General features: G+C 40.9%; 25 protein-coding genes and 1 riboswitch. Of the genes, 5 read left to right on the top strand and 20 right to left on the bottom strand.

The annotated features are described in order from the left end of the window. Positions 1–8: 8 nt before the first annotated feature. The 17 genes from sufC to ACYH0O_RS21030 form a co-directional block, all read right to left on the bottom strand. Positions 9–794: a Fe-S cluster assembly ATPase SufC gene (gene sufC / locus ACYH0O_RS20950; RefSeq protein ID WP_044338171.1), complete on the bottom strand. Its 786-nt coding sequence runs from the start codon at positions 792–794 to the stop codon at positions 9–11. Positions 795–1102: 308 nt separating this feature from the next. Continuing rightward, a complete protein-coding gene (locus ACYH0O_RS20955) occupies positions 1103–1261 on the bottom strand; it encodes a YuzK family famiily protein (RefSeq protein ID WP_188048565.1) in 159 nt (52 codons plus the stop codon). 309 nt (positions 1262–1570) lie between these two features. Further along, positions 1571–1936, bottom strand: coding sequence for a carboxymuconolactone decarboxylase family protein (locus ACYH0O_RS20960; protein ID WP_482630178.1), 366 nt, complete (start codon positions 1934–1936; stop codon positions 1571–1573). A gap of 138 nt (positions 1937–2074) precedes the next feature. After that, positions 2075–2896: a MetQ/NlpA family ABC transporter substrate-binding protein gene (locus ACYH0O_RS20965; RefSeq protein WP_149156671.1), complete on the bottom strand. Its 822-nt coding sequence runs from the start codon at positions 2894–2896 to the stop codon at positions 2075–2077. A gap of 15 nt (positions 2897–2911) precedes the next feature. Continuing rightward, positions 2912–3580, bottom strand: coding sequence for a methionine ABC transporter permease (locus ACYH0O_RS20970; RefSeq protein ID WP_149156670.1), 669 nt, complete (start codon positions 3578–3580; stop codon positions 2912–2914). Then, positions 3577–4599, bottom strand: a complete 1023-nt coding sequence (locus ACYH0O_RS20975) for a methionine ABC transporter ATP-binding protein (protein ID WP_482630179.1) — start codon at positions 4597–4599, stop codon at positions 3577–3579. The genes ACYH0O_RS20970 and ACYH0O_RS20975 overlap by 4 nt, the downstream gene beginning before the upstream one ends. A 150-nt stretch (positions 4600–4749) precedes the next feature. Further along, positions 4750–4856, bottom strand: a riboswitch (SAM riboswitch). Positions 4857–4959: 103 nt separating this feature from the next. Further along, positions 4960–5310 carry an SCP2 sterol-binding domain-containing protein gene (locus ACYH0O_RS20980; RefSeq protein WP_482630180.1) on the bottom strand — a complete coding sequence of 117 codons (351 nt, stop codon included), beginning with the start codon at positions 5308–5310 and terminating at the stop codon, positions 4960–4962. A 273-nt stretch (positions 5311–5583) separates the two neighbouring features. Beyond that, complete coding sequence (locus tag ACYH0O_RS20985; protein WP_482632631.1) at positions 5584–5898, bottom strand: thioredoxin family protein; 315 nt, start codon at positions 5896–5898, stop codon at positions 5584–5586. A 5-nt stretch (positions 5899–5903) separates the two neighbouring features. Continuing rightward, the gene (locus ACYH0O_RS20990) at positions 5904–6263 is read right to left on the bottom strand and encodes a toprim domain-containing protein (protein WP_148970066.1); all 360 of its coding nucleotides are present in this window, start codon (positions 6261–6263) and stop codon (positions 5904–5906) included. A 181-nt stretch (positions 6264–6444) separates the two neighbouring features. Continuing rightward, positions 6445–6681, bottom strand: coding sequence for a YusG family protein (locus tag ACYH0O_RS20995; RefSeq protein ID WP_482630181.1), 237 nt, complete (start codon positions 6679–6681; stop codon positions 6445–6447). Between the two features lie 100 nt (positions 6682–6781). Further along, positions 6782–7165 (bottom strand): glycine cleavage system protein GcvH, encoded by a 384-nt coding sequence (gcvH, locus tag ACYH0O_RS21000; protein ID WP_149156666.1) that lies wholly within the window; start codon positions 7163–7165, stop codon positions 6782–6784. Positions 7166–7293: 128 nt separating this feature from the next. Then, positions 7294–7650, bottom strand: a complete 357-nt coding sequence (locus tag ACYH0O_RS21005) for an arsenate reductase family protein (RefSeq protein WP_482630182.1) — start codon at positions 7648–7650, stop codon at positions 7294–7296. A gap of 118 nt (positions 7651–7768) precedes the next feature. Next, positions 7769–8071, bottom strand: a complete 303-nt coding sequence (locus ACYH0O_RS21010; RefSeq protein WP_149156664.1) for an ArsR/SmtB family transcription factor — start codon at positions 8069–8071, stop codon at positions 7769–7771. 32 nt (positions 8072–8103) lie between these two features. Continuing rightward, complete coding sequence (locus ACYH0O_RS21015; RefSeq protein ID WP_482630183.1) at positions 8104–8883, bottom strand: SDR family NAD(P)-dependent oxidoreductase; 780 nt, start codon at positions 8881–8883, stop codon at positions 8104–8106. A gap of 159 nt (positions 8884–9042) precedes the next feature. Next, a complete protein-coding gene (locus ACYH0O_RS21020; RefSeq protein WP_482630184.1) occupies positions 9043–10827 on the bottom strand; it encodes an acyl-CoA dehydrogenase family protein in 1785 nt (594 codons plus the stop codon). A gap of 69 nt (positions 10828–10896) precedes the next feature. Then, positions 10897–12075: an acetyl-CoA C-acetyltransferase gene (locus ACYH0O_RS21025; protein ID WP_482630185.1), complete on the bottom strand. Its 1179-nt coding sequence runs from the start codon at positions 12073–12075 to the stop codon at positions 10897–10899. 37 nt (positions 12076–12112) lie between these two features. After that, entirely contained in the window at positions 12113–14497 is a 2385-nt protein-coding gene (locus ACYH0O_RS21030; RefSeq protein WP_482630186.1) for a 3-hydroxyacyl-CoA dehydrogenase/enoyl-CoA hydratase family protein, read from the bottom strand. Positions 14498–14741: 244 nt separating this feature from the next. On the opposite strand from ACYH0O_RS21030, the gene ACYH0O_RS21035 reads away from it, so the two are divergent. The 3 genes from ACYH0O_RS21035 (at position 14742) to ACYH0O_RS21045 (ending at position 17615) form a co-directional block, all read left to right on the top strand. After that, on the top strand, positions 14742–16343 hold the full coding sequence (locus ACYH0O_RS21035; protein WP_482630187.1) for a bifunctional metallophosphatase/5'-nucleotidase: 1602 nt from the start codon (positions 14742–14744) through the stop codon (positions 16341–16343). A gap of 67 nt (positions 16344–16410) precedes the next feature. Continuing rightward, entirely contained in the window at positions 16411–16548 is a 138-nt protein-coding gene (locus ACYH0O_RS21040) for a YuzL family protein (RefSeq protein ID WP_482630188.1), read from the top strand. A gap of 440 nt (positions 16549–16988) precedes the next feature. Then, on the top strand, positions 16989–17615 hold the full coding sequence (locus ACYH0O_RS21045; RefSeq protein ID WP_482630189.1) for a YczE/YyaS/YitT family protein: 627 nt from the start codon (positions 16989–16991) through the stop codon (positions 17613–17615). 136 nt (positions 17616–17751) lie between these two features. Here the strand turns inward: ACYH0O_RS21045 and ACYH0O_RS21050 are convergent, their stop codons facing one another. The 3 genes from ACYH0O_RS21050 to ACYH0O_RS21060 all read right to left on the bottom strand — a co-directional run bounded on the left by ACYH0O_RS21050 (position 17752) and on the right by ACYH0O_RS21060 (position 20892). Beyond that, a complete protein-coding gene (locus ACYH0O_RS21050) occupies positions 17752–19215 on the bottom strand; it encodes a potassium/proton antiporter (RefSeq protein WP_482630190.1) in 1464 nt (487 codons plus the stop codon). A gap of 161 nt (positions 19216–19376) precedes the next feature. Beyond that, positions 19377–19892, bottom strand: coding sequence for a GNAT family N-acetyltransferase (locus tag ACYH0O_RS21055; RefSeq protein WP_482630191.1), 516 nt, complete (start codon positions 19890–19892; stop codon positions 19377–19379). Positions 19893–19974: 82 nt separating this feature from the next. Then, positions 19975–20892: a proline dehydrogenase family protein gene (locus tag ACYH0O_RS21060; protein WP_482630192.1), complete on the bottom strand. Its 918-nt coding sequence runs from the start codon at positions 20890–20892 to the stop codon at positions 19975–19977. A gap of 315 nt (positions 20893–21207) precedes the next feature. On the opposite strand from ACYH0O_RS21060, the gene ACYH0O_RS21065 reads away from it, so the two are divergent. Beyond that, entirely contained in the window at positions 21208–21471 is a 264-nt protein-coding gene (locus tag ACYH0O_RS21065) for a hypothetical protein (RefSeq protein WP_149156654.1), read from the top strand. A gap of 16 nt (positions 21472–21487) precedes the next feature. Next, the gene (locus ACYH0O_RS21070; protein WP_148970081.1) at positions 21488–21835 is read left to right on the top strand and encodes a spore coat protein; all 348 of its coding nucleotides are present in this window, start codon (positions 21488–21490) and stop codon (positions 21833–21835) included. Positions 21836–21946 lie beyond the last annotated feature (111 nt).

The raw sequence follows: 21946 nt of genomic DNA on the forward strand, positions 1-21946 counted from the left end.
CCTAACACTTACGCTTCTTGGCCAACAGTTTCGTCTTTGATTCCTAACTCTTCTTTAATCCAGTCATATCCTTCTGCTTCAAGGCGTTGTGCTAATTCTTCCCCGCCTGATTTCACAATGCGTCCTTGCATCATAACGTGAACATGATCAGGAGTGATGTAGTTAAGAAGACGTTGATAGTGAGTGATGATCAAGCAACCGAAATCCTCACCGCGCATTTTATTGATTCCTTTTGATACAACTTTAAGGGCATCGATATCAAGACCAGAGTCAATCTCGTCAAGGATGGCAATCTTAGGTTGTAACATCATTAATTGAAGGATTTCATTACGCTTCTTCTCTCCACCAGAGAACCCTTCGTTTAAGTAACGCTGTGCCATATCCGGATCCATTTCCAGGTATTCCATTTCAGAATCCATTTTGCGGATGAATTTCATAAGAGAAATCTCTTCGCCTTCTTCGCGACGGCTGTTGATTGCTGAACGTAAGAAGTCTGCATTCGTTACACCGTTGATTTCACTTGGATACTGCATTGCAAGGAATAGACCTACGCGAGCGCGCTCATCCACTTCCATTTCAAGCACATCTTCACCGTCGAAGTGAATGCTTCCTTTTGTCACTTCATACTTAGGATGACCCATAATAGCTGAAGATAAAGTAGATTTACCTGTACCATTTGGTCCCATCACTGCGTGGATTTCTCCACCTTTAATTTCAAGGTTAACCCCTTTCAGGATTTCCTTTCCTTCAATCTCAACATGAAGATCTTTAATTGTTAAAGTAGAACCTGCCATGTGTATTTACCTCCGTGACTTTATAATGAATTTAAGAATTAAATTCTTTAATCATTCTCAATTTATTCTCATTCTAATCTTATAACAAATAAAAGCTATAATCAACTTTTTCAACTATACAGATAGTGTAAACTTGACAAGATAATCTTTTCCTATTGTTAGCATAATATAAAGGAAAAATGTAGGGATTCCTTGGCCGTTTTAAGGTCTTTGGAACTTTTGTCCATCAGTTTATCATGACTGGTGCTGATTGCAAAGCATAAAAAAACCAGTGCATCATCTACACTGGTTTCCTTTTTTCTTCCTTATTATATATTAGAGTGCACCTTACGATCAAGTGCCGCAATCATTCTTCTACTTTCCTTGTATTCCTGCTCTCTTCTTTGTTCTACTTGCATTCTGACTTCATGCTTTCGTTTGTACACCTCATAACCAATTCCATGGGCTCCATGCATGGCCTTTTCCATTTCACTTGTGTACGAGATACTATCAAGAGAGTCGATAATGAATCATTCCTTTCAAGTTTTTAATATTACTTTACAACTATACTACCCCCTCGTTCACAAGACAAAACCGGTATAGGGTCATTTTTTCTTAAATTCATCTTTCCACTCTGACTCCGAGAGGCTACTTATAAGTTTTCACAAAATTCCGCCATTATACTGCCAATTAATAGATTTTTTAATAAATATTAATTTCGTTGAATGTATATTCAACGAAATTAATGAGCCAATAAAAAAACGAAGAGGATTTCTCCCCCTCGACTCATCGCTCACTTATTGTTTTAACTGATTCAAGTCCTGAATGGATTGCTGGATTAATGTCACTGCCTGACTCATGACCGCTCCTCCTCCAAATGCAGCCGTCACTCCGATTGCTTCAAGTATTTCTTCTTCTGAACATCCTTGATCCAGGCATCCTTTTGTGTGGTAGATGATACAATATTCATCCTGGGAATAAAGACTGATTCCTAACGCGATCAACTGCTTTTCTTTTTTTGAAAGTACTCCTTCTCTAAAGCAGTGCTCAGAGAACGTATTATACTGTTCGGCAAGCTCAGGCATTTTTTCCGTGAATATTCCAAGACCCATTTTATAATCATGAAGGGCAGCTTCTGTTGTATTTCTTGGTTCCATCTGCATTTCATTCAGCTCCTATTCTGAAATAGTTCATCGAAAGTAGTATGAACCAATAAGGAAATGATTATGTTACAAAATTCGGGATGACCTTACAATGAAAAAAACCGATTCTGTCACTGAACAGAATCGGGTTTGCTCACTTTATTCACTTACCGGCACAACGGCTCCATCCCATTCCTTATTAATGAAGTCCTGGATTTCTTTCGAACGCAATGCTTCCACTAGAGCTTTTACTTCCTCTTTGTTTTCATCACCTTTGTTAACTGCAATCACATTTACATAAGGAGAGTTACTATCTTCAATGGCAATTGAATCTTCAAGAGGTTTCAACCCTGCATCAATGGCATAGTTAGAATTTATGACAACCGCGTCCCCTTCTTCGTTTTCATACATTTGTGGAAGAAGAGCTGCCTCGTACTCATAATCGAATTGGAGGTTTCTAGGGTTTTCTTTGATATCTTCAAGTTGGGCTTGCGTATTTTCCACCCCATCCTTTAACGTAATGAGACCTTTTTTCTCTAATAATGTAAGGATACGTCCATGATCCGATACAGAGTTACTCATTAAAATCGTAGCACCTTCAGGAAGCTCCTCGAGAGATTTGTACTTTTTAGAATAAACACCAATCGGCTCAATATGAATTCCACCTGCATTGACAAAATCATATTCATTTTCCTTCATTTGTAAGTCCATATAAGGTGTGGTTTGGAAATAGTTTGCATCTATATCTCCATTATCCAGATCTTTATTGGGAAGGATATAGTCTTGATACGTTTCTATTTGTAAGTCGATCCCTTTTTCTTCTAAGACCGGCTTCACTTGTTCAAGGATTTCAGCGTGTGGAATATTAGAAGCACCTACTACCAATTCCTTTTCGTCATTTCCCGAACCTGAATCACTCCCACATGCGGCTAATCCAAAAATACTTGTTGCTGCTATTACTCCTGCTACCCATTTTTTCATTTTATTTCTCTCCTTTTATCGTTTATCTAATTTATTTGTAAAGAAATCACCCAGTATCTGAATCGCAAACACAATGAGTAAAATCATAATGGTTGCGGCCATCGTCACATCTTCCCTGCTTCGTTGAAAGCCGTCCAAATAAGCTAAGTTACCAAGTCCGCCTGCACCGATGACCCCGGCCATTGCTGTGTACCCAACAAGGGCGATGGCTGTCACCGTAATCCCTGAAATCAAAGCCGGCATAGATTCTGGTATCAGTACTTTCCATATAATTGTGCTTGTCTTCGCCCCCATCGCTTTCGCGGCTTCGATGACACCTTTGTTTACTTCTCTTAAAGCTATCTCTACCATGCGAGCGTAAAACGGAGCGGCTCCGATAATTAGTGCGGGCAGAGCTGCATTCGCCCCACGGATCGTGTCTAATAAAAACTTGGTGAACGGAATTAACAATACAATCAATATAATGAATGGAATCGATCTGAACACATTTACGACTGCACTTGTAATCGTATATGTCAGTTTGTTATCCCATAGATTTTCCTTAGAAGTAAGGAAGAGCAATATCCCAAGGATCATTCCGAGTACAAAGGTAATCAATACAGACATACCGGTCATATACAGGGTTTCGAGGGTTGCTTCCCACATCTTCTCCCAATCTACATTTGGAAATAAATTTTCAATCATCCTCTCAACACCTCCACTTGAACCAGTTGTGTTTGAGCAAATGCTAATGCATCTTTGATGGTTTGTTCATCCCCATCAAGGTGAACAAATAACGTTCCATAGGCACCTTTTTGAGTTTGGGAGATTTGTCCTTGCAGGATGTTTACGTCTAAGTCAAACTTTCTTATCAGCGCGGTGATGAGCGGCTGCTCAGTTGATTCACCTACAAAAGTAAATTTCAACACTTTTCCATTAGGATATTGCGCCAATAGGTGATCAATGGTTTCACCCGTTTCCTTTACTTCCGAGACTTCTCTTACGAAACGCTTTGTCACTTGCTCTTGTGGATTTCGGAACACTTCCAATACATCCCCTAGTTCCACGACTTTTCCCTGTTCCATGACTGCAACCCGGTGACAGATCTTCTGGATCACGTGCATTTCATGAGTGATCAGGACAATCGTCAGCCCTAAGCGTTTATTAATATCCACCAGTAAATCAAGGATGGAATCGGTTGTTTGTGGATCTAAAGCGGAAGTAGCTTCATCACATAGAAGGACATCGGGATTGTTTGCAAGGGATCTTGCAATCCCCACTCGCTGTTTCTGTCCGCCGCTCAGTTGAGACGGATAGGCATCTCCTCTGCCTTCCAAGCCTACAAGCTTTAATAATTCATTAGCTCTTTGGACTCTCTCTTTCTTTGATACTCCAGCAATTTCTAATGGGAACTGGATATTTTCTAATACAGTACGGGACCAGAGGAGATTAAAGTGTTGAAAAATCATGCCTATTGACTGTCTTGCTTCCCTCAGCTTTTTCCCCTTTACTTGGGAAACGATTTGACCATTCACGTCAACTATTCCATCTGAAGGAACTTCAAGACCATTAAGCATCCGGATCAGCGTACTCTTACCTGCCCCACTATAGCCAATCACTCCAAAAATTTCTCCTTGGGCAATATCAATATTGACCCCATCAACGGCTGAGATCGGACCCGATTTGGATTGATATATTTTCTTCACATCTGAAATGGTAATCATGTTGTATTCCACCTTCTTTCGGAGTAAAACGACCTGTTTAATCAGAATTACTGTTGTACTTACCTAATGTTTCCAGCTTCTTTTTCTTAAGTAATAAAAAATGCCTTCCTGCGATAAGCAGAAAGGCATAATCATATAGGACTATCCTTTCTCTCATCTTTCAAAGCAATTGCTTTGAGTGAATTGGCACCATTTCAATTTTCATTGACGGTTGCCGGGCTTCATAGGGCACGTCCCTCCACCTCTCTTAATAAGAGTAAAGTATATTATTAAATTATTTGGAATAGTTAAAGACTCAGAAAATTTGCTACAAGAGAGATTTTATCACCGGAAATAGAGTGTGTCAATTATTTTTTCTGTTTAAACTTCAACAGGCTCTTTTTCTCTGGATCTCGTTAGCCAAAGAACCGACTCCACAAATAATAGTGGACGATACCCTCCCCTTACTTTCAGGGATCCGTCCTCAATCAGTTGAGACAACCGTTCTTCCCCAGTTAGTAATGAAACCACACTTTCATCCATTCCTTCAATGACGAAATGCGCATCCCTATTCAAATCATCCAACACTGTGCACCCCTTGCTCGAAATCGAAATACCGCACAATTCTTTTTCACAATCAAACTGAAGAATAAACGGGCTATCTGGAAATAAGAGTCGTAAGTGATACCTTGAATGACATCGATCTACTAATTCCTCTAAATATATTCGCATGAATACCCTCCCAGTGAAACTTCGATATAATAACAATTCCACTTTTAGGAATTTTTCCCTCTTATTCTTTCTCGACATGTTTTGAAGAGATCCATCTATTTTGTCGAACAGTTAGAATTTGGATGATGTCTAGTCAAAAAATGATGGCATTCGCAACATTTCCCGAGAAATATGTCTTCGTATGTAGAAAGAAAATCGTTCAATAAAGGGGGTTCAAGAGATGTAATATCAGACAAATAAAAAAGACCTTATCCAAAAAGGTCTCTTATCCCTCTAACTATCCGCAGTCTTGTTTAGCGTTTCATATAAAAATGGCACGGATTGAAAGGCATAAATCCTTTCCTGTTCGACGCCACCTTTAAATATAAGCAAGCAGGGTACACTTTCGATGGATTGCTCTTCTGCAAATTGGGGCAAGTAATTCAAGTTGGCCTTTGAAAAATGAAAGGATTGTGGAAGCTTCTCCACTACGTCAATCATCTTGCTTGCAACCTGACAGGTACCACACATAGGTGTATAAAGATAAACAGCGTTGAACGCATGGTCTTCAATCGTTTGTTTTAAAGTTTCGGTACTACTTACCTCAATCAAAACTAGATCATCCTTTTTCCTAGAAATTCTTTATGAACGTCTATATTGGCTCCAATAAGCACTGACGCGAGGTGATATTCCGGGGCTGCGGCCACTTCCTTGTACATGCGATCAATATACAAATGTTCAGCTTCCGGAAACTCACGTTTAAATTGCTTGCGTAGTTTTTCACCTGCATCATCAGCATCTACTAATATATAGACATCCCTTTCCAATAAAGCATCAATGAGTTCGTCCATTTTCGTAATGCTAATGGTCCCGTTTGTGCAAATAATTTCAATCGGTTCTTTAATGATATCTCTTACTTTACGTTTGTCAGTTGTTCCTTCGACAATGATTACTTTTTCGTCAAGTTCCATCATGATCATCACCTTATCTTTCATAAATAAGATTACGATAGTATATTCAAATAACAAGAGATGATGTCCACTTTCTACTTATATTTTCTCATGTTTCTAAAAAAAAGCGCAAGTGGTTTGCCTAAACTATCTATTTATACAAATGGTGCCAGATTCGTAAATTGATCTGGCACCACGAGCCTCTCTAACACCAGCCACCCTCATCACAATCGGTGTATCTTGCTTGATCGCCCTCTGTGGATGTGTAGCTTTGATAAATTTTATTTTCTTTTGCTTCAAAGTTCGGCTCCATCGTTATTTTGTCAAGAGGCCAAGCCATTCTGCCGATCGGCTGATTATCTAAATATAGTTCTACTTCACCATCTTTAAGTTTTCCTGTTACTCTATTGGTTACATCTAATTTCTTAGGCTCTAGTACCATTTGTTGATCATCCTTTCTCTGTGAAAAAACGTCTACTCATATGGTACCCAAAATAAAAAACAAAACACCTTGAGAAGTTCTCAAGGTGTTTCTGAAGAAATTATCCTTCATTAATCATTTCGTCATACTGTTCAGCTGTCATAAGCTTGTCTACTTCTCCAGCTTCTGTTGGTTCAACAACGATCATCCATGCTTTTTCATAAGGTGATTCGTTCACGAATTCAGGGCTATCAGATAGCTCTTCATTCACTTCTACCACCTTACCCGATACAGGTGCATATAGCTCGGAAACGGTTTTAACCGATTCAACACTTCCGAATGGCTCGTCCGCTTTGATCTCATCTCCAACCTCTGGTAACTCAACGAAAACGATATCGCCCAGTTCAGATTGTGCAAATGATGTGATTCCTACGCGTAGATTTTCCCCTTCAACCTTGACCCACTCATGTTCTTCTGAATAACGAAGTTCTTTCGGTGTACTCATTCTCTATCCCTCCAAATGCTAGTTATACAACCTAATATTGACACACTTTTCATTGAAAAAGCAAGAAAACTAAGCGTGAATAATGAAACTTTTTCATTGTCCATGATTTGGTAATCATAGTCCTCTTTTTACTTCCAGCTTTCTTCAAAGGTTTCTTCCTTGAAACCTACTGTCACCTTGTTTCCATCCGTCGTAATCGGACGCTTGATCAGCATCCCGTCCGTGGAAAGGATTTCTAATAATTCCTCATCAGAAGCTGAGTTTACTTTATCTTTCAAGCCCAATTCCCGATACTTTTTCCCACTTGTATTAAAGAATTTCTTAAGAGGTAATCCACTCTTCTCAAATAGGCTTTTAAGCACGTCTTTTGACGGCGGATTTTCCACAATATGTATTTCATTCATGGCTATATCTTGATCTTCCAGCCACTTCTTTGCTTTGCGGCATGTACCACACTTTGGATAAGAATAAAAAGTCAACGACATTATTCCACCACCTTTCATTATGATCTGGATGAAGCAAGACTCCATCCAGCATTCTGTATTTCACGAATCTACCTCATACATTCGACAATATTCATTATTATCCTTCTTTTATGAAACATTACTCACATTGTTTTTCTACCGTTTCAACCAGTTCCTTCAAAAGGACGGTTGCATTATCCAACTTAAGAGAATAGAAGCGCTGGGTCCCTTTTTGCTCCATAGAGACTAATTGCTGATCTCTCAGTATCTTTAAGTGATGAGAAACAGCAGGGCGGGATAACGTTAAATTTTCAGTTATTTGATTGACCGTAAGAGGTTCTTGTTCGGCAAGAAGTAAAATTATGTCCTGACGATAAGGATCACTCAGCGCTTGAAATAATGGAATACAAGCACGAAATGTATCGATTGCTTTTTGACCCATAGTCTTCTCCCTTCAAACTCATTCACATTCCATTATACCCGTTCTTGTACTTTACGAACAATATTTGTAACTATTTTCCTCGGCATAAAACGAACGGATTGAGTCAGCAATCTGTTATTAAAACCTGGGATGATAACGGTTTTATTCTTCGTCATCATTTGGTTATACCCCTCTTCTACCACTTCTTCCACACTCACCACACCAGACTGAAATAGTTTTGAAGACTGCAGGTCAGCTGCATCGCTGAACCCCGTTTGGGTAGCTCCCGGGCACAATGCGGTCACTTTCACTCCGTGTGATGCCCATTCATTTGCCAGTGCTTCTGAGAAGGAAAGGACATACGCTTTCGTTGCATAGTAAACGGCCATCAATGGACCCGGCTGGAATGCGGCTGTTGATGCTACATAAAGGATTTGTCCACGTTTGCGGTTCACCATTTCTTTTCCAAAATACTTACTTAACTCTGTAAGTGCTGTGATATTTACTTGAATCATGTCCAGCTCTTTTGAGAGCTTTGTTTGTTCGAATTCACCAAACAACCCGAAACCTGCATTATTGATAAGGATATCTACCTTTGTCCCTTGTGCTTTCACTTTCTCATATAACGTTTTAGATGCTCCTGGTTTGGAAAGGTCTGATGGTATGACGTATGATTTCACTCCGTCGTTGCTTTCAATTTCTTTTGATAGAGTGCGAAGCTTTTCCTCACTTCTTGCCACGAGAATCACATCATAACCTGAACCTGCAAATTTATGGCTAAAGTTCAATCCGATACCACTTGAAGCCCCTGTAATTAGAACCGTTTTATTCATCTATAGTAACCACCATATTCTTAAAACGTTTAAATTCTTAAATATTTAATTGTTTAAACATTTAAGAATTTGTTGGGTTGGAGATGTCAAGTTGGGAGGCTTATTTCAAACACAAAGGGACGGACCTCCATTCAGAGGTCCGTCCCTTAAGCTACTCAATTAAACTGTATATTTTTCTGCGTCGATCAGCTTTTCTGATGCAGTACGTTTGACTGCAATCACGTTGATCGGCGTATGGCGGGTAAATTTACGTAGTGCTGACAGCATCATGCGCAGTGTGTCACCCGTTTCAGTCGCTACCAGCGTTTCTTTTGCATGCTGTTCGATTTCGTTGAATGCTTCTTGACAGAAGATTTGTGTGTAAAGAAGTTTTTGCTGAGCTTTCTCTACTCCACCTTTTTGAATCGCTTTTTCTGTTCTAAGAACAACGGACTCCATCGCGTACGCGTTTGAAACGATATCGGCAATGTTCACAAGGATTTCCTGCTCTTTTTCAAGAGCTTTACCGAATTTTTGAGCCACTAAGCCAGATAGCATCAAGCCGATTTTCTTCGCATTTTTCACAAGGTATTTTTCCTGAGCAAGCGGCTCATCTCCTACTTCTTCAGGCATAAGCATCATTAATTCCTCTTGAAGGGCCTGTGCTTTTTGAAGTAATGGAAGTTCACCTTTCATTGCTTTACGCAGGTAAGTGCCAGGAACCAGAAGGCGGTTGATTTCATTCGTTCCTTCAAAAATACGGTTGATACGGGAGTCACGGTACATTCTTTCAATCTCGTATTCCTGCATGAATCCGTATCCTCCGTGAAGTTGAACACCTTCATCGACTACATAGTCCAGTACTTCTGTTGCGAAGAATTTATTCAATGAACACTCAATCGCGTATTCTGCAATCGATTTTGCCACTTCAGTTCCGTTCTTCACTTCCTCATCCGTAAGCTTGCTCATACGATCCTCGAACAATCCTACTGTACGGTAAACTGAGCTTTCTGCTGCGTATAATTTAGAAGCCATTGTTGCCAGTTTTTCTTTTGTCAGGTTGAAAGCAGAAATCGGTGTTTTGAATTGCTGACGTTGATTCGTGTATTGTACCGTTACCTCTAATGCACGTTTACTCGCTCCGACAGCACCTACCCCTAATTTGTAACGGCCGATGTTTAAAATGTTGAAAGCAATGATATGACCTTTCCCGCTATCCCCAAGAAGGTTTTCCACTGGAATTTCAGCATCTTCCAGAATTAATGTTCGTGTAGATGAGCTTTTGATACCCATTTTCTTCTCTTCCGGACCAGTTGAAACGCCAGGGAATTCTTTTTCTACGATGAACGCCGAGAAATGCTCCCCATCGATTTTTGCATACACAACGAATACATCAGCGAATGCTGAGTTTGTGATCCACTGCTTCTCACCATTTAAAATGTAATGAGTACCTTCTGCATTCAATTTTGCTGTCGTTTTAGCACCCAGCGCATCTGAACCTGAACCGGGCTCCGTTAATGCGTATGCTGCCAGTTTTTCACCAGTAGCTAGTGGAGGAAGGTATTTTTGCTTTTGCTCTTCGTTTCCGAAAAGAACGATTGGCAGTGACCCGATTCCAACGTGTGCACCATGAGAGATGGAGAATCCGCCTGCACGGGACATTTTTTCAGCAATCAGTGCCGAGCTTACTTTATCCAATCCCAATCCGCCGTACTCTTCAGGAACATCTGCACCCAGAAGTCCAAGATCCCCTGCTTCTTTTAACAGGCGAACGGAGTGGTCAAATTCATGATTTTCAAGATTATCGATGACAGGTACCACTTCATTTAACACATAATCCTCGGTTGTTTTGGCAATCATTTTTTGTTCATCAGAGTATTCCTCCGGTGTGAAGACTTGCTCATAGCTTACATCTTCAATTAAAAAACTTCCACCCTTGATCAGCTTTTCTGTTTGATTCGCCATTTCGAATCCCCCTAAAATTATTATTTTGAAGGAGTAAGAGGCCTCGGTATTCGAGGTCCGTTCCTCCCATTAACCTATTAATTCAAAGACGCCGGCTGCGCCCATTCCGCCGCCGATACACATGGTGACGATTCCGAATTGCTGGTTTCTGCGTTTCATTTCGTGTACGAGGGAAAGGGTCAGCTTCGCACCTGTACAGCCCAGTGGATGACCAAGAGCGATGGCTCCACCGTTTACGTTCACTTTTTCTTCATCTAGTCCCAGCTGACGAATGACTTGGATGGATTGAGAAGCGAATGCTTCGTTCAGCTCAAAAAGTCCGATATCCGAAAGCTCCAATCCTGCCATTTTCAATGCCCGTGGAATCGCTTCGACTGGACCGATTCCCATGATTTCCGGTGGCACTCCCGCTACGGCGAAGCTTCTGAATTTCGCCATAGGCTGAAGACCAAGGGATCCGGCTTTATCACGATCCATCACCATGACCGCTGCCGCTCCGTCACTTGTCTGTGAAGAATTCCCTGCTGTTACAGACCCTTTCACATTGAAGGCCGGGCGTAACTTAGCCAGAACTTCCGAGCTTGTTTCAGCACGTACACCTTCGTCTTTTGAAAATTGGAATGATTTCTCGACTAGTTTGTTTTCATTGCTTACTGAACGATGAAGCACATCAACCGGTACGATTTCATCTTCGAATTTTCCTCCAACGATCGCTTTTGCCGCTTTTTGGTGACTTCTTACCGCAAATGCATCCTGATCTTCACGGGATACGCCGAACTTTCTTGCCACCTGCTCAGCCGTATGTCCCATACTCATATAGTATTGAGGCGCATTTTCTGTGAGCTTGGCATTTGGACGGACTACGTGCCCCATCATGGGAACAAGACTCATGGATTCAGCTCCACCTGCTATCGCTGTATCAGAGTGCCCAAGCATGATTTTCTCTGCAGCATAAGCAATGGATTGCAATCCGGATGAACAATAACGGTTAATCGTGATTGCCGGTACTGAATCAGGCAGGCCCGCAAGACCACCGATATTTCTTGCCATGTTCAACCCCTGTTCTGCTTCAGGCATCGCGCATCCGATGATCAGATCATCGATATTTCCTTCATAGTTTCCTGCACGTTTGAGGGTTTCTTTAACTACAAGTGCCCCAAGATCATCTGGTCGCACCTGTGCTAATGATCCTTTTCTTGATTTTCCGACTGGTGTTCTTGCACCAGCAACAATGACTGCTTCGCGCATGAAATTCCCCCGCTTTCTAATATGGTATAAACGCTGATTAATTGCGTAATGGTTTTCCTTTTACAAGCATGTGCTGCATTCTTTGCTGTGATTTCGGCTGAGCAACAAGACTCAGGAATGCTTCTCTTTCAAGATCCAACAAGTATTGTTCGTCTACTTCTGTGCCGTATGGAACCTTCCCGCCAGCAATTACGTAGGCAAGCTTTTTCGCGATCATCAGATCGTGTTCTGAAATAAATCCTGATTGAAGCATGGATTGAGCTCCAAGAAGAAGAGTTGCATATCCTGTTTCACCCACAACGGGTACTTTCTTACGGATCGGTGCTGAATATCCACCTTCGTATAGGCTTAGTGCAGCCTGTTTTGCATCGTATAACAGATGATCAGTGTTTACACTTACTCCATCTGCTTTATTTAAGAAGTTGTTCTCCCTTGCTTCATCTCCAGATGTGGAAACCTTCGCCATAGCAATCGATTCGAATACTTTATTGGCTACCTTTTGAAGATCGAATTCCACTCCATTTGGAAGATTGGCTAAGTGCTTCATATAAAGCTCTTTGTTTCCGCCGCCACCAGGGATCAATCCAACACCGACTTCCACTAAGCCCATGTAGGTTTCCATCGAAGCCTGTATGTGGGCAGCCGGTAAGCAAACTTCGCTCCCTCCGCCTAATGTCATACCGAATGGCGCTGCTACTACTGGTTTCGTTGAATATTTGATCTTCATCATCGCCTGCTGGAAGTGCCTGACGACCATATCGATTTCAAATACGTTGTCATCCTGTGCTTCCATAAGAATCATGGCAAGATTTGCTCCTACACAGAAGTTCTTGCCCTGGTTTCCGATGACAAGTCCTTTATAATTCTTCTCTACTTCATCAACTGCAAAATTAATCATTTGCGTAATATCTAATCCAATGGCGTTATTTGGAGAATGGAATTCAAGAAGAGCGATTCCATCACCGATATCAATTAAGCTTGCTCCGGAATTCTTTTTGATCAGCTTCCCTTGCGTCTTAAGCGCCTTTAAGTCGATTGCCTTCGGGTTTCGCTCTACAAGTTGGTAGTCTCCATTGTGATAGAAGTAACGCTCACCATTTTCTTCTTTATAGAAAGAGGAGTGACCTTCAGCAAGCATCGTTTCTACCCACTCAGGTACCATGAGGCCTTCTTCTTTCATGCGAGTAACAGATTTTTCAACACCGATTGCATCCCATGTTTCAAATGGGCCCATTTCCCATCCAAAGCCCCACTTCATGGCCTGGTCGATGCCTACGATATCATCGGCGATTTCACCATGCAGCTGGGCTGAATAGTTTAACACCGGGGACACGATATTCCATAGGAGCGTGCCTGCTTGATCTTTCGCATACACTAGTGATTTTATTTTATTCTTTAATCCTTTTTCATTTTTCGCCATTTCAAGAGAAGCGGTTTTCAGCTTTTGACGTGGCTGATAATCCATCGTTTCAGGATTAAGCTCCAGGATCTCTTTTCCTTGTTTCAGGAAGAAGCCCTGTCCGCTCTTGCTTCCGAGCCAGCCATTTTCAAGCATCTTTTGCATGAAGGCTGGTACTTCAAACACCTTCTGTTCTTCACCTTCCACTTGGTCGTATACATTCTTCGCTACATGTGCGAATGTATCAAGTCCGACCACATCAAGTGTACGGAAAGTGGCACTTTTCGGTCTTCCGATCGTTGGTCCTGTGATGGAATCAACTTCCCCTACAGAATAACCGCCTTTCAGCATTTCTTGAACAGTGATGAGCAATCCATACGTTCCGATGCGATTTGCAATGAAGTTTGGTGTATCTTTTGCCATCACGACACCCTTACCAAGGATGTCTTCACCAAATGTCTTCATGAAATTGACTACTTCCAGATCCGTTTTCTTTGTTGGAATCACTTCAAGAAGCTTTAAGTAACGAGGCGGATTGAAGAAATGCGTGCCTAAGAAATTTTTTTGGAAATCATCGCTTCGCCCTTCTGACATAGCCTCGATTGAAATCCCGGATGTATTTGAACTGATGATGCTACCCGGTTTACGGTAGCGTTCCACTTGTTCAAACACTTTCTTCTTGATATCTAAATTCTCAACGACTACCTCAATCACCCAGTCACAATCCCCGATATTCTGAAGATCATCCTCGAAATTGCCTACTGTTATGAGTGAAGCATTTTGCTTTGATGTCAATGGAGCCGGTTTTTGTTTAAAGAGCTTTTTTAAAGCGTTTTCACTAAATTGATTACGAAACGCCTTGCTCTCTTCGGTCAATCCCTTTGCTTTATGTTCGTCGGTTAATTCTCTTGGTACGATATCTAATAATATTGTCGGGATGCCGATATTTGCAAGATGAGCGGCAATTCCTGAACCCATGACTCCTGATCCTAATACTGCGGCTTTCTGAATTCTACGAACCAATGGTATTTCCCCCTTTTACATACTTTGAATGAATACTCATTCATTTTTTACTCAAAAAAAAGACTCGAATGAGTTCCTGTTACATCTAATATATCTGATTTTCTAAAATATCGCAATATTTAAAAGACTAAAAATGATAAATTTTACAAAAACTTTGATGTTTTTACTGTGTCATGTTCTTTCCGTATAATGTAAACTTGATAACACAATAAGTACTGAATAGTTCAAGGATATGGAGGATCGAATGAAAAAGCAGACTACATCTATCACGATACTTGAAACCAGTGATATTCATGGTCATATATTCCCTTACTTATATGGAACTAAGAAAAAAGCAACGGTTGGATTAGGTAAAATCGCTACCTATATAAGAGAAATACGAGACCAAACCTGCAATGTATTGATCATTGATAACGGGGATCTCTATCAAGGCACCCCCCTTACTTATTACTATATGAAACAAGCTCGTCATTTGCCAAACCCTTTTGTTTCAATTTTACATGAAATAAATTATGATGCAGCTGTAATCGGCAATCATGAATTCAATTATGGGATGGGACCCTTACGTAAAGCTCATCAAGAAGCAGAATATCCTTTTTTAACCGCTAACATCCTCGATAAGGGGACCATGAAGCCATTGTTCGGATTCCCTTACTTTATCAAAATGTTCCCAAATGGGGTGAAAGCAGCTGTACTTGGTGTAACGACACATTATATTCCAAATTGGGAAAATCCCTCTCACATTGTCGATGTGTCATTTGAAGATGCCTTTACCTCAACCCGGAATTGGGTTTCCTACATCCACACAGTAGAAAAACCTGATGTGATGATTGTTTCGTATCATGGGGGTTTTGAAAAGGATATTCAAACCGGTTCACCAACTGAACGACAAACTGGTGAAAACCAGGGCTACAAAATTTGTCAGGAAGTAAAAGGAATCGATGTGCTGCTGACTGGTCATCAACACAGAAAACTTGCCGGCACCATCAATGGTGTTTCAATCGTTCAGCCGGGAATGCATGGTGAGAGCATCGGAAAAGTAATGATTGAGTTAAAACGTAATAAGCAAGGATGGACTATTATAAACAAAGAGCCTCAGGTCATTTCAATGGATGGAATAGAGGCCGATAAAAAGGTCCTTTCCATTGCCGGTGACATTGAAAGCAAAACACAATCCTGGCTGGACCAGCCCATTGGTAAAATTGAAGGAAATATGCAAATAGAAGATACATTCGAGGCTCGTATTAAGGAACATCCATTCATTGAGTTCATCCAGCGCGTCCAAATGGAGGCAGCGGACGTTTCCATTTCTGCAACTGCACTATTTAGTGAATCCCAACAGGGACTGCCCAATATAGTCACATTGAGGGACATTGTGTCTAACTATATCTATCCCAATACTTTAACCGTTCTTGAGCTGACAGGTAGAGATATACTTCTTGCCCTTGAGCGCTCGGCATCTTATTTTGCTGTAAACCAAGCAGGGGTGCTTTATGTGAACCCGGATTTCACCACCCCTAAACCTCAGCATTATAATTATGATATGTGGGAAGGAATTGACTACGTGTTGAATATCAGCCATCCAATAGGAGAACGAGTTACCTCCCTCTTCTGCAATGGGGAACCCTTAGCAGAAGACCAGAAATACCAAGTCGTCATGAACAATTATCGTGCAGGAGGCGGCGGAGAATACAACATGTTCAAAAACAAGAAGATCATTAAAGAAATACAAATCGACATGACCGAGTTGATTGCTGATTATTTCCTCAATCATCAAACCATAAAAGCTGCCTGTAACCACAATTGGAAAGTTGTAGTCGATGGAGAGGGACGGACCTCATTTTGAGGTCCGCCCCTCTTCTTTCTCATAATTCTATATGGATATGGGAATCTTAGTAATGGAGGTGTTCGACATGGCTAAGCATAAGAAAAGTCCTTCAAAGGCTGGAGTGAGTGCAGCAAGCGTGAAGGGAGACGCAGGTCCTACCGTTGAAATGGCCGGCGGCGGGAAAAGAAACAGTCAAAACAATCAATTTAAGAAACAACCATAGCAAGTTAGGAAGAAAGCACCTGATTTTGTTGATCGGGTGCTTTTTTTGCGTGGTATGGTAATGTGTGATTGACGTTCAATGGAGATGTAAAGGACTTGCGGAAATTTATCGAACGTTGTTTAGATTTATCGACCATTATTTCGATTTATCAACGTTATCTGGATTTATCGACCGTTTTTTCATTTTATCAACCGCATTTTCAATATATCGACCGTTCTACAAATTTAGCTAACCACACACACTAATCCCCCAACAACACTCCCCAAACTTTTCCCCTGCCCATACAAAAATTAACTTTGCCTTGTCCCCACTTTTACAGTAAACTAAGAATATAAATTTCCAAGTTGTCAGACCTCCTACTTTATCAGCACCACTTAAGGTAGCTCGTCTGTTTTTTAAAGTACAGTAATGAGAACGTTTACAGAGAAGGAGACTATTTAATGAAGCGCAGACTTATGTTTTTTACGATTGGACTTTTTATTTTGACTATGGGGGTTGCCTTGATTATTAAATCTGGTTTGGGTGCCTCTGCCTGGGATGCACTGGCCGTTGGGGAATCGAATATGTTCGGGATTACGGTTGGAACCGCTGTTTTCATAAATGGGATCGTATTGATCGGACTTAATGCTCTTATTATGAAGAAGAAGCCTGATGTATTGGCAGCGGGGTCCATTCTTGTGATTGGCCTTTTGATTGATTTTTGGTTACTGGTGGTCTTTAATAATTATGCGCCTGAGATGCTGATGAATCAGCTATTCGCCCTTGCTTCGGGAATTTTGACAATGGGGCTTGGGATTGCGATTTACTTACAGGCTAAATTTCCGGCAAGCCCTATGGATACACTTATGGTGGCAATCCATACGCGTTTCGGATTAAATCTTCGTAATTCGCGTATCATTAGTGAAGGATTTGCTCTGTCACTGGCATTCCTGTTTAAGGGTGATATTGGAATCGGCACAATCATTGTTACGCTCCTATTAGGATTCGTGGTTCAATATAGCTTCCCGATTTTCGAACAGCTCTTTGAGAGAAAATCAATGGGTAAAGCAGCCGTTTCTGCTGACTAATCAATAACAAAACGCAATCTTCCAAGTGGAGATTGCGTTTTTTATTTAGTGACTTTTTGAAAGGTTGTGAATCATCTTGGATGAGGAGGCTCGTGTCGGCTCCGGCATCTGAAGAGAGAACGGGTAATTGTTCTGTCTATGTGGAACTTAATCCCCCTTTAGAATTCAAAAGCTCATTGATACGCTTTCTCTGACTCTTATTTGCAAGCACATAAAGTGTATCGTTTGCTTTGATAACGGTGTCTCCCATTGGAGTGATAAGTTCATTGTTTCGGATAACAGCTGAAATCAATGTTTTCTCAGGTAGATTGATGTCCTTAATCGCCCTGTTTGTAATATAGGCATCGTCGTTAATGAGAATTTCAAGCATTTCATTGTTTGTCTTTCCAATTGAAACGAGTTCTATGCTGTGAGAGATAGGAGGCCTTTCCTCTCCAGCAAGCTTAAGGTAGTTGGCTAAAGGTGAAATGGTCGTTCCTTGGATCAGAGCGGATAGAAGAACAACGAAAAACACAACGTTGAAGATGACTTCATTGTTTTCAATATTGGCCACCATTGGATACGTTGCCAATACGATTGGTACCGCACCTTTCAAACCTGCCCATGAAATGAAGAATTTTTCTTTTACCGAGAAGCTCTTTGCCAGGGCAAGACTTAAATACACTCCCAGTGGTCTCGCTACTATAATCAATAGAATCGAGAGGACAATTCCTTGCCACGCAATGCTTGGCAAATGCTGAGGGAAAACCAATAAACCCAGCAGGATAAACATGACGATTTGCATCATCCAGGCAAATCCTTCATTAAAGCGGACAATCGAATGTCGGTAGGTCAATTCCTGATTTCCGACTACGATGGCCATGATATAGACAGCTAATAGACCGCTCGCTTCAAGTATGCTCGTAAATGCGTATGTGAATATAGCCAGTGAAATGGACAGAACCGGATACAAACCGGAGGAATCAAGATTAATCCGATTGATGATCCATACAGATGCCCATCCCAGTGCCAGTCCAAGTACCAGCCCCATACCCATTTGCCAAAAAAAGCTTAAAATCAAGGTAGCAGGATTTAATCCGGGAAATTGGATCAATTGCAAAAAAGCTACCGTCAAAAAGATTGCCATCGGGTCGTTACTGCCTGATTCTGCTTCCAGTGTAGAAGAGATTTTCGGTTTGATGTTTTTGTTGCCTAAAACGGAGAAAACCGCTGCAGCGTCCGTCGAACCAACGATTGCCCCAAATAACATCCCTTCCAGCCAGCTTACATCGAGGATGAATTTTGCTGCCACCCCAATCGAAAGTGTAGTCACAATGACTCCAATGGTTGCCAGTGATAATGAAGGTTTATAGACACTTTTCACATTGCTCCATTTCGTCTGAAGTCCACCTTCAAACAGGATGATGATTAAAGCAAGTGTTCCGATGAATTGTGTCATTGGAGCATTATCGAAGAAGAAATATGTATTTAGTACCATACCTACGATAATAAATAAAATAAGGGAGGGAACGCCTAATCGAGTGGAGAACTTAGCGGTTACAACACCGACTAAAAGCAAGAGGCCAAGCAGTAAAGTCAAGTTATCAATGGTAATTTCCATTTTATCGCCTCTTATTTCATGAAGATTATTCTCTTTTATTATATAATATTGTGAATAACGTAACAATTAAAAAGCCTTGCCCGTGACCATACTTATCTAAATTTCTGAAAGCATTAGCGGATGAACTCCATTTCCCTCACTGTTCAGAAGTTGAGCGGAAATCAACGACTCCTGTCTTTTCTGCTTAAAGATTTACCCATGATGATATATTCATGTGGGACATTTGGAAAGAATCCATCACGAAGGGTTTTCCAATCTTGAGAAAGATAAAAGTCAATGGCTAATTGATTATCCTTGCGCGTCGTAAGAATTGCTCTTTCCTCTCTTCTATTCTGCAATAATATTCCCATCAGTCGTTTAGCAATACCTTTTCCTCTGTAATCGGGATGAACACCAAGTTCGACCAGCTCCATGCAATTCTCCATCCACTCACGATTCCGGTGTAAATGACGGGACAAGAGTTCGTGGTAATATTGCCCTTTTTCAGAGGAATATCCATATACGTATCCTGCGACTTCATCACCCACAATAGCGAGATACCCTTCAAAATTCGGGTACGTATAATGACGTTTAAACTGTTGTTCCATGCCGGCAGGATCTACCACAAAGAGTTGGCAATAAAGCTTGATCATTTTCTTGAAATACTTTCCTTCCACTCGAAACGGGACAATTTTCATTGTTCCCTAACCTCCTTCCCATGATTACAAATATACAAATAAGACTCCATGAACATCCATAGAGTCTTAATACTATCTACTATTATTTCTTCATGACCCCTTTTAGAACAAAGGCGACATTTGCCGGTCTTTCAGCCAGTCTTCTCATGAAGTATCCGTACCAATCCGTACCGTATGGAACGTATACGCGCATTTTATAGCCTTCTTTGACCAGTTCATGCTGACGCTCTACACGAATGCCAAAAAGCATTTGAAACTCGAATTGATCACGCGGGATGTTGTACTCTTCCACGAGTCTCTTCGTATATTCGATCATCTCATCATCGTGAGTGGCAATAGCCGTATAATTGCCGTTCAACAGATGAGTTTTAATAATCCTTTTGAAATTATCGTCTACATCCTTCTTCTCGGGAAACGCAACTTCAGGTGATTCTTTATAGGCCCCTTTTACTAGACGCAGATTGGGGGAATACGCATTCAGATCATCCATATCCTTTTCTGTTCTATATAAATAGGCTTGTATTACCGTGCCGATATTATCATACTCTGACTTTAAGCGTTTGAAGATGTCAATGGTCTTTCCACAGCGGGAATAGTCTTCCATATCAATGGTCACAAATACATTTTGCCTGGTTGCTTCATCAAGAATCAACCTCATATTCTTCATGACAACCTCTTCGGAAATATCCAACCCCATCGATGTCATCTTCAGGGATAATTGAGATTTTAGGTTTTCTCTCCCGATCGCACGAACAGCCTCTACACATTCAAGAGCCATTTCGTTTGCTTCACGCTCATTGTCCACAAACTCACCTAAATAGTCGATCGTTACAACAAGATTCTGACTATTTAGGTCACGAATAACCTCAACTGCCTGCAGAATGGAAGATCCTGCAACGAATCGGCCGGCTCCAAAACGCAGGCCATATTTCTTAGCCAGCTTCGTCATCGGCTTATTTTTTGAAAGGAATAAAAAGAAATTACGCATTGCTTGCTCCATGTTGCTTACCCCCTGAAAAAACATATATATCATACTATGAAAACGTTTTCTTTATTGCTAAAAAAGAAAGCGTTCATACTACTATATACTTACCAACATTTTATCACCTTTTAAACGTTTTGAATATACTTTCAATACTTTCTTAGTAGAATATTATCGGAATTTGTAGATACGTGAATAATCATGTTGAGCATTAGGAAAAATAACCTTTGCCCTATGATTATAAAACTTTCTTAAGGGGTCGTATACAGGGTAATATTACCTATCGATCATACAAAGGAAAGGATATTAAAAGATTGAAAAGGAGGAAAAAAAATGCAACAACAACCTCAACAAGGAAGCCAACAACAAGCCTATACGGAACCACCGCAATTGCTTACAACAAAAGATTCTTTATATTTAAATGACATGCTTGCATGGAATCTTAATGCCATGAAGAAGTGCCATTTTGCAGCAGCTCATTGTCAGGATACTGAGATTAAAGCTGAGTTGGATAAATGCGGACAGATGCATCAACGTCACTACCAACAACTACTGGCACATTTGAATACGACTAATCAAAACCAAAACATGATGTAGAAAGGAGTCCCCTTACATGAATCAACAGAATCAGCAAAAAATCCAAAACCCGCAAACACAAGTACCGGAAACGCCACAGATGAATGATCGAGACTTTATAACGGATGTGCTGTCTCACGAAAAATACATGACAGCTTCTTACTGTACAGCTCTGAACGAAGCGAGTCATCAAGCGCTTTATCAAGATCTGCTGACGATTTTTAACGAAACACAAAATGCTCAACGCGAGCTATACAATGAAATGTTCCGCAAAGGCTGGTACAAGCTTGAAGCAGCCGACAGTCAAAAGATTCAACAGTCCTATCAGCAGCACCAGCAGTATTCTTCTCAATTTCCTTATGGGTATGGCGGTCAGGTTCAATAATGTCAGAAGGCAGACTCTGGTCTGCCTTTTTTGTTGGGAAGTGCGCGTAGGGTGTGCCTGGTATCCAAAAGTCAATAATAAACGAGTCATAAATCCATTGAATTCGTGTAA

Source organism: Rossellomorea sp. H136 (assembly GCF_056838065.1).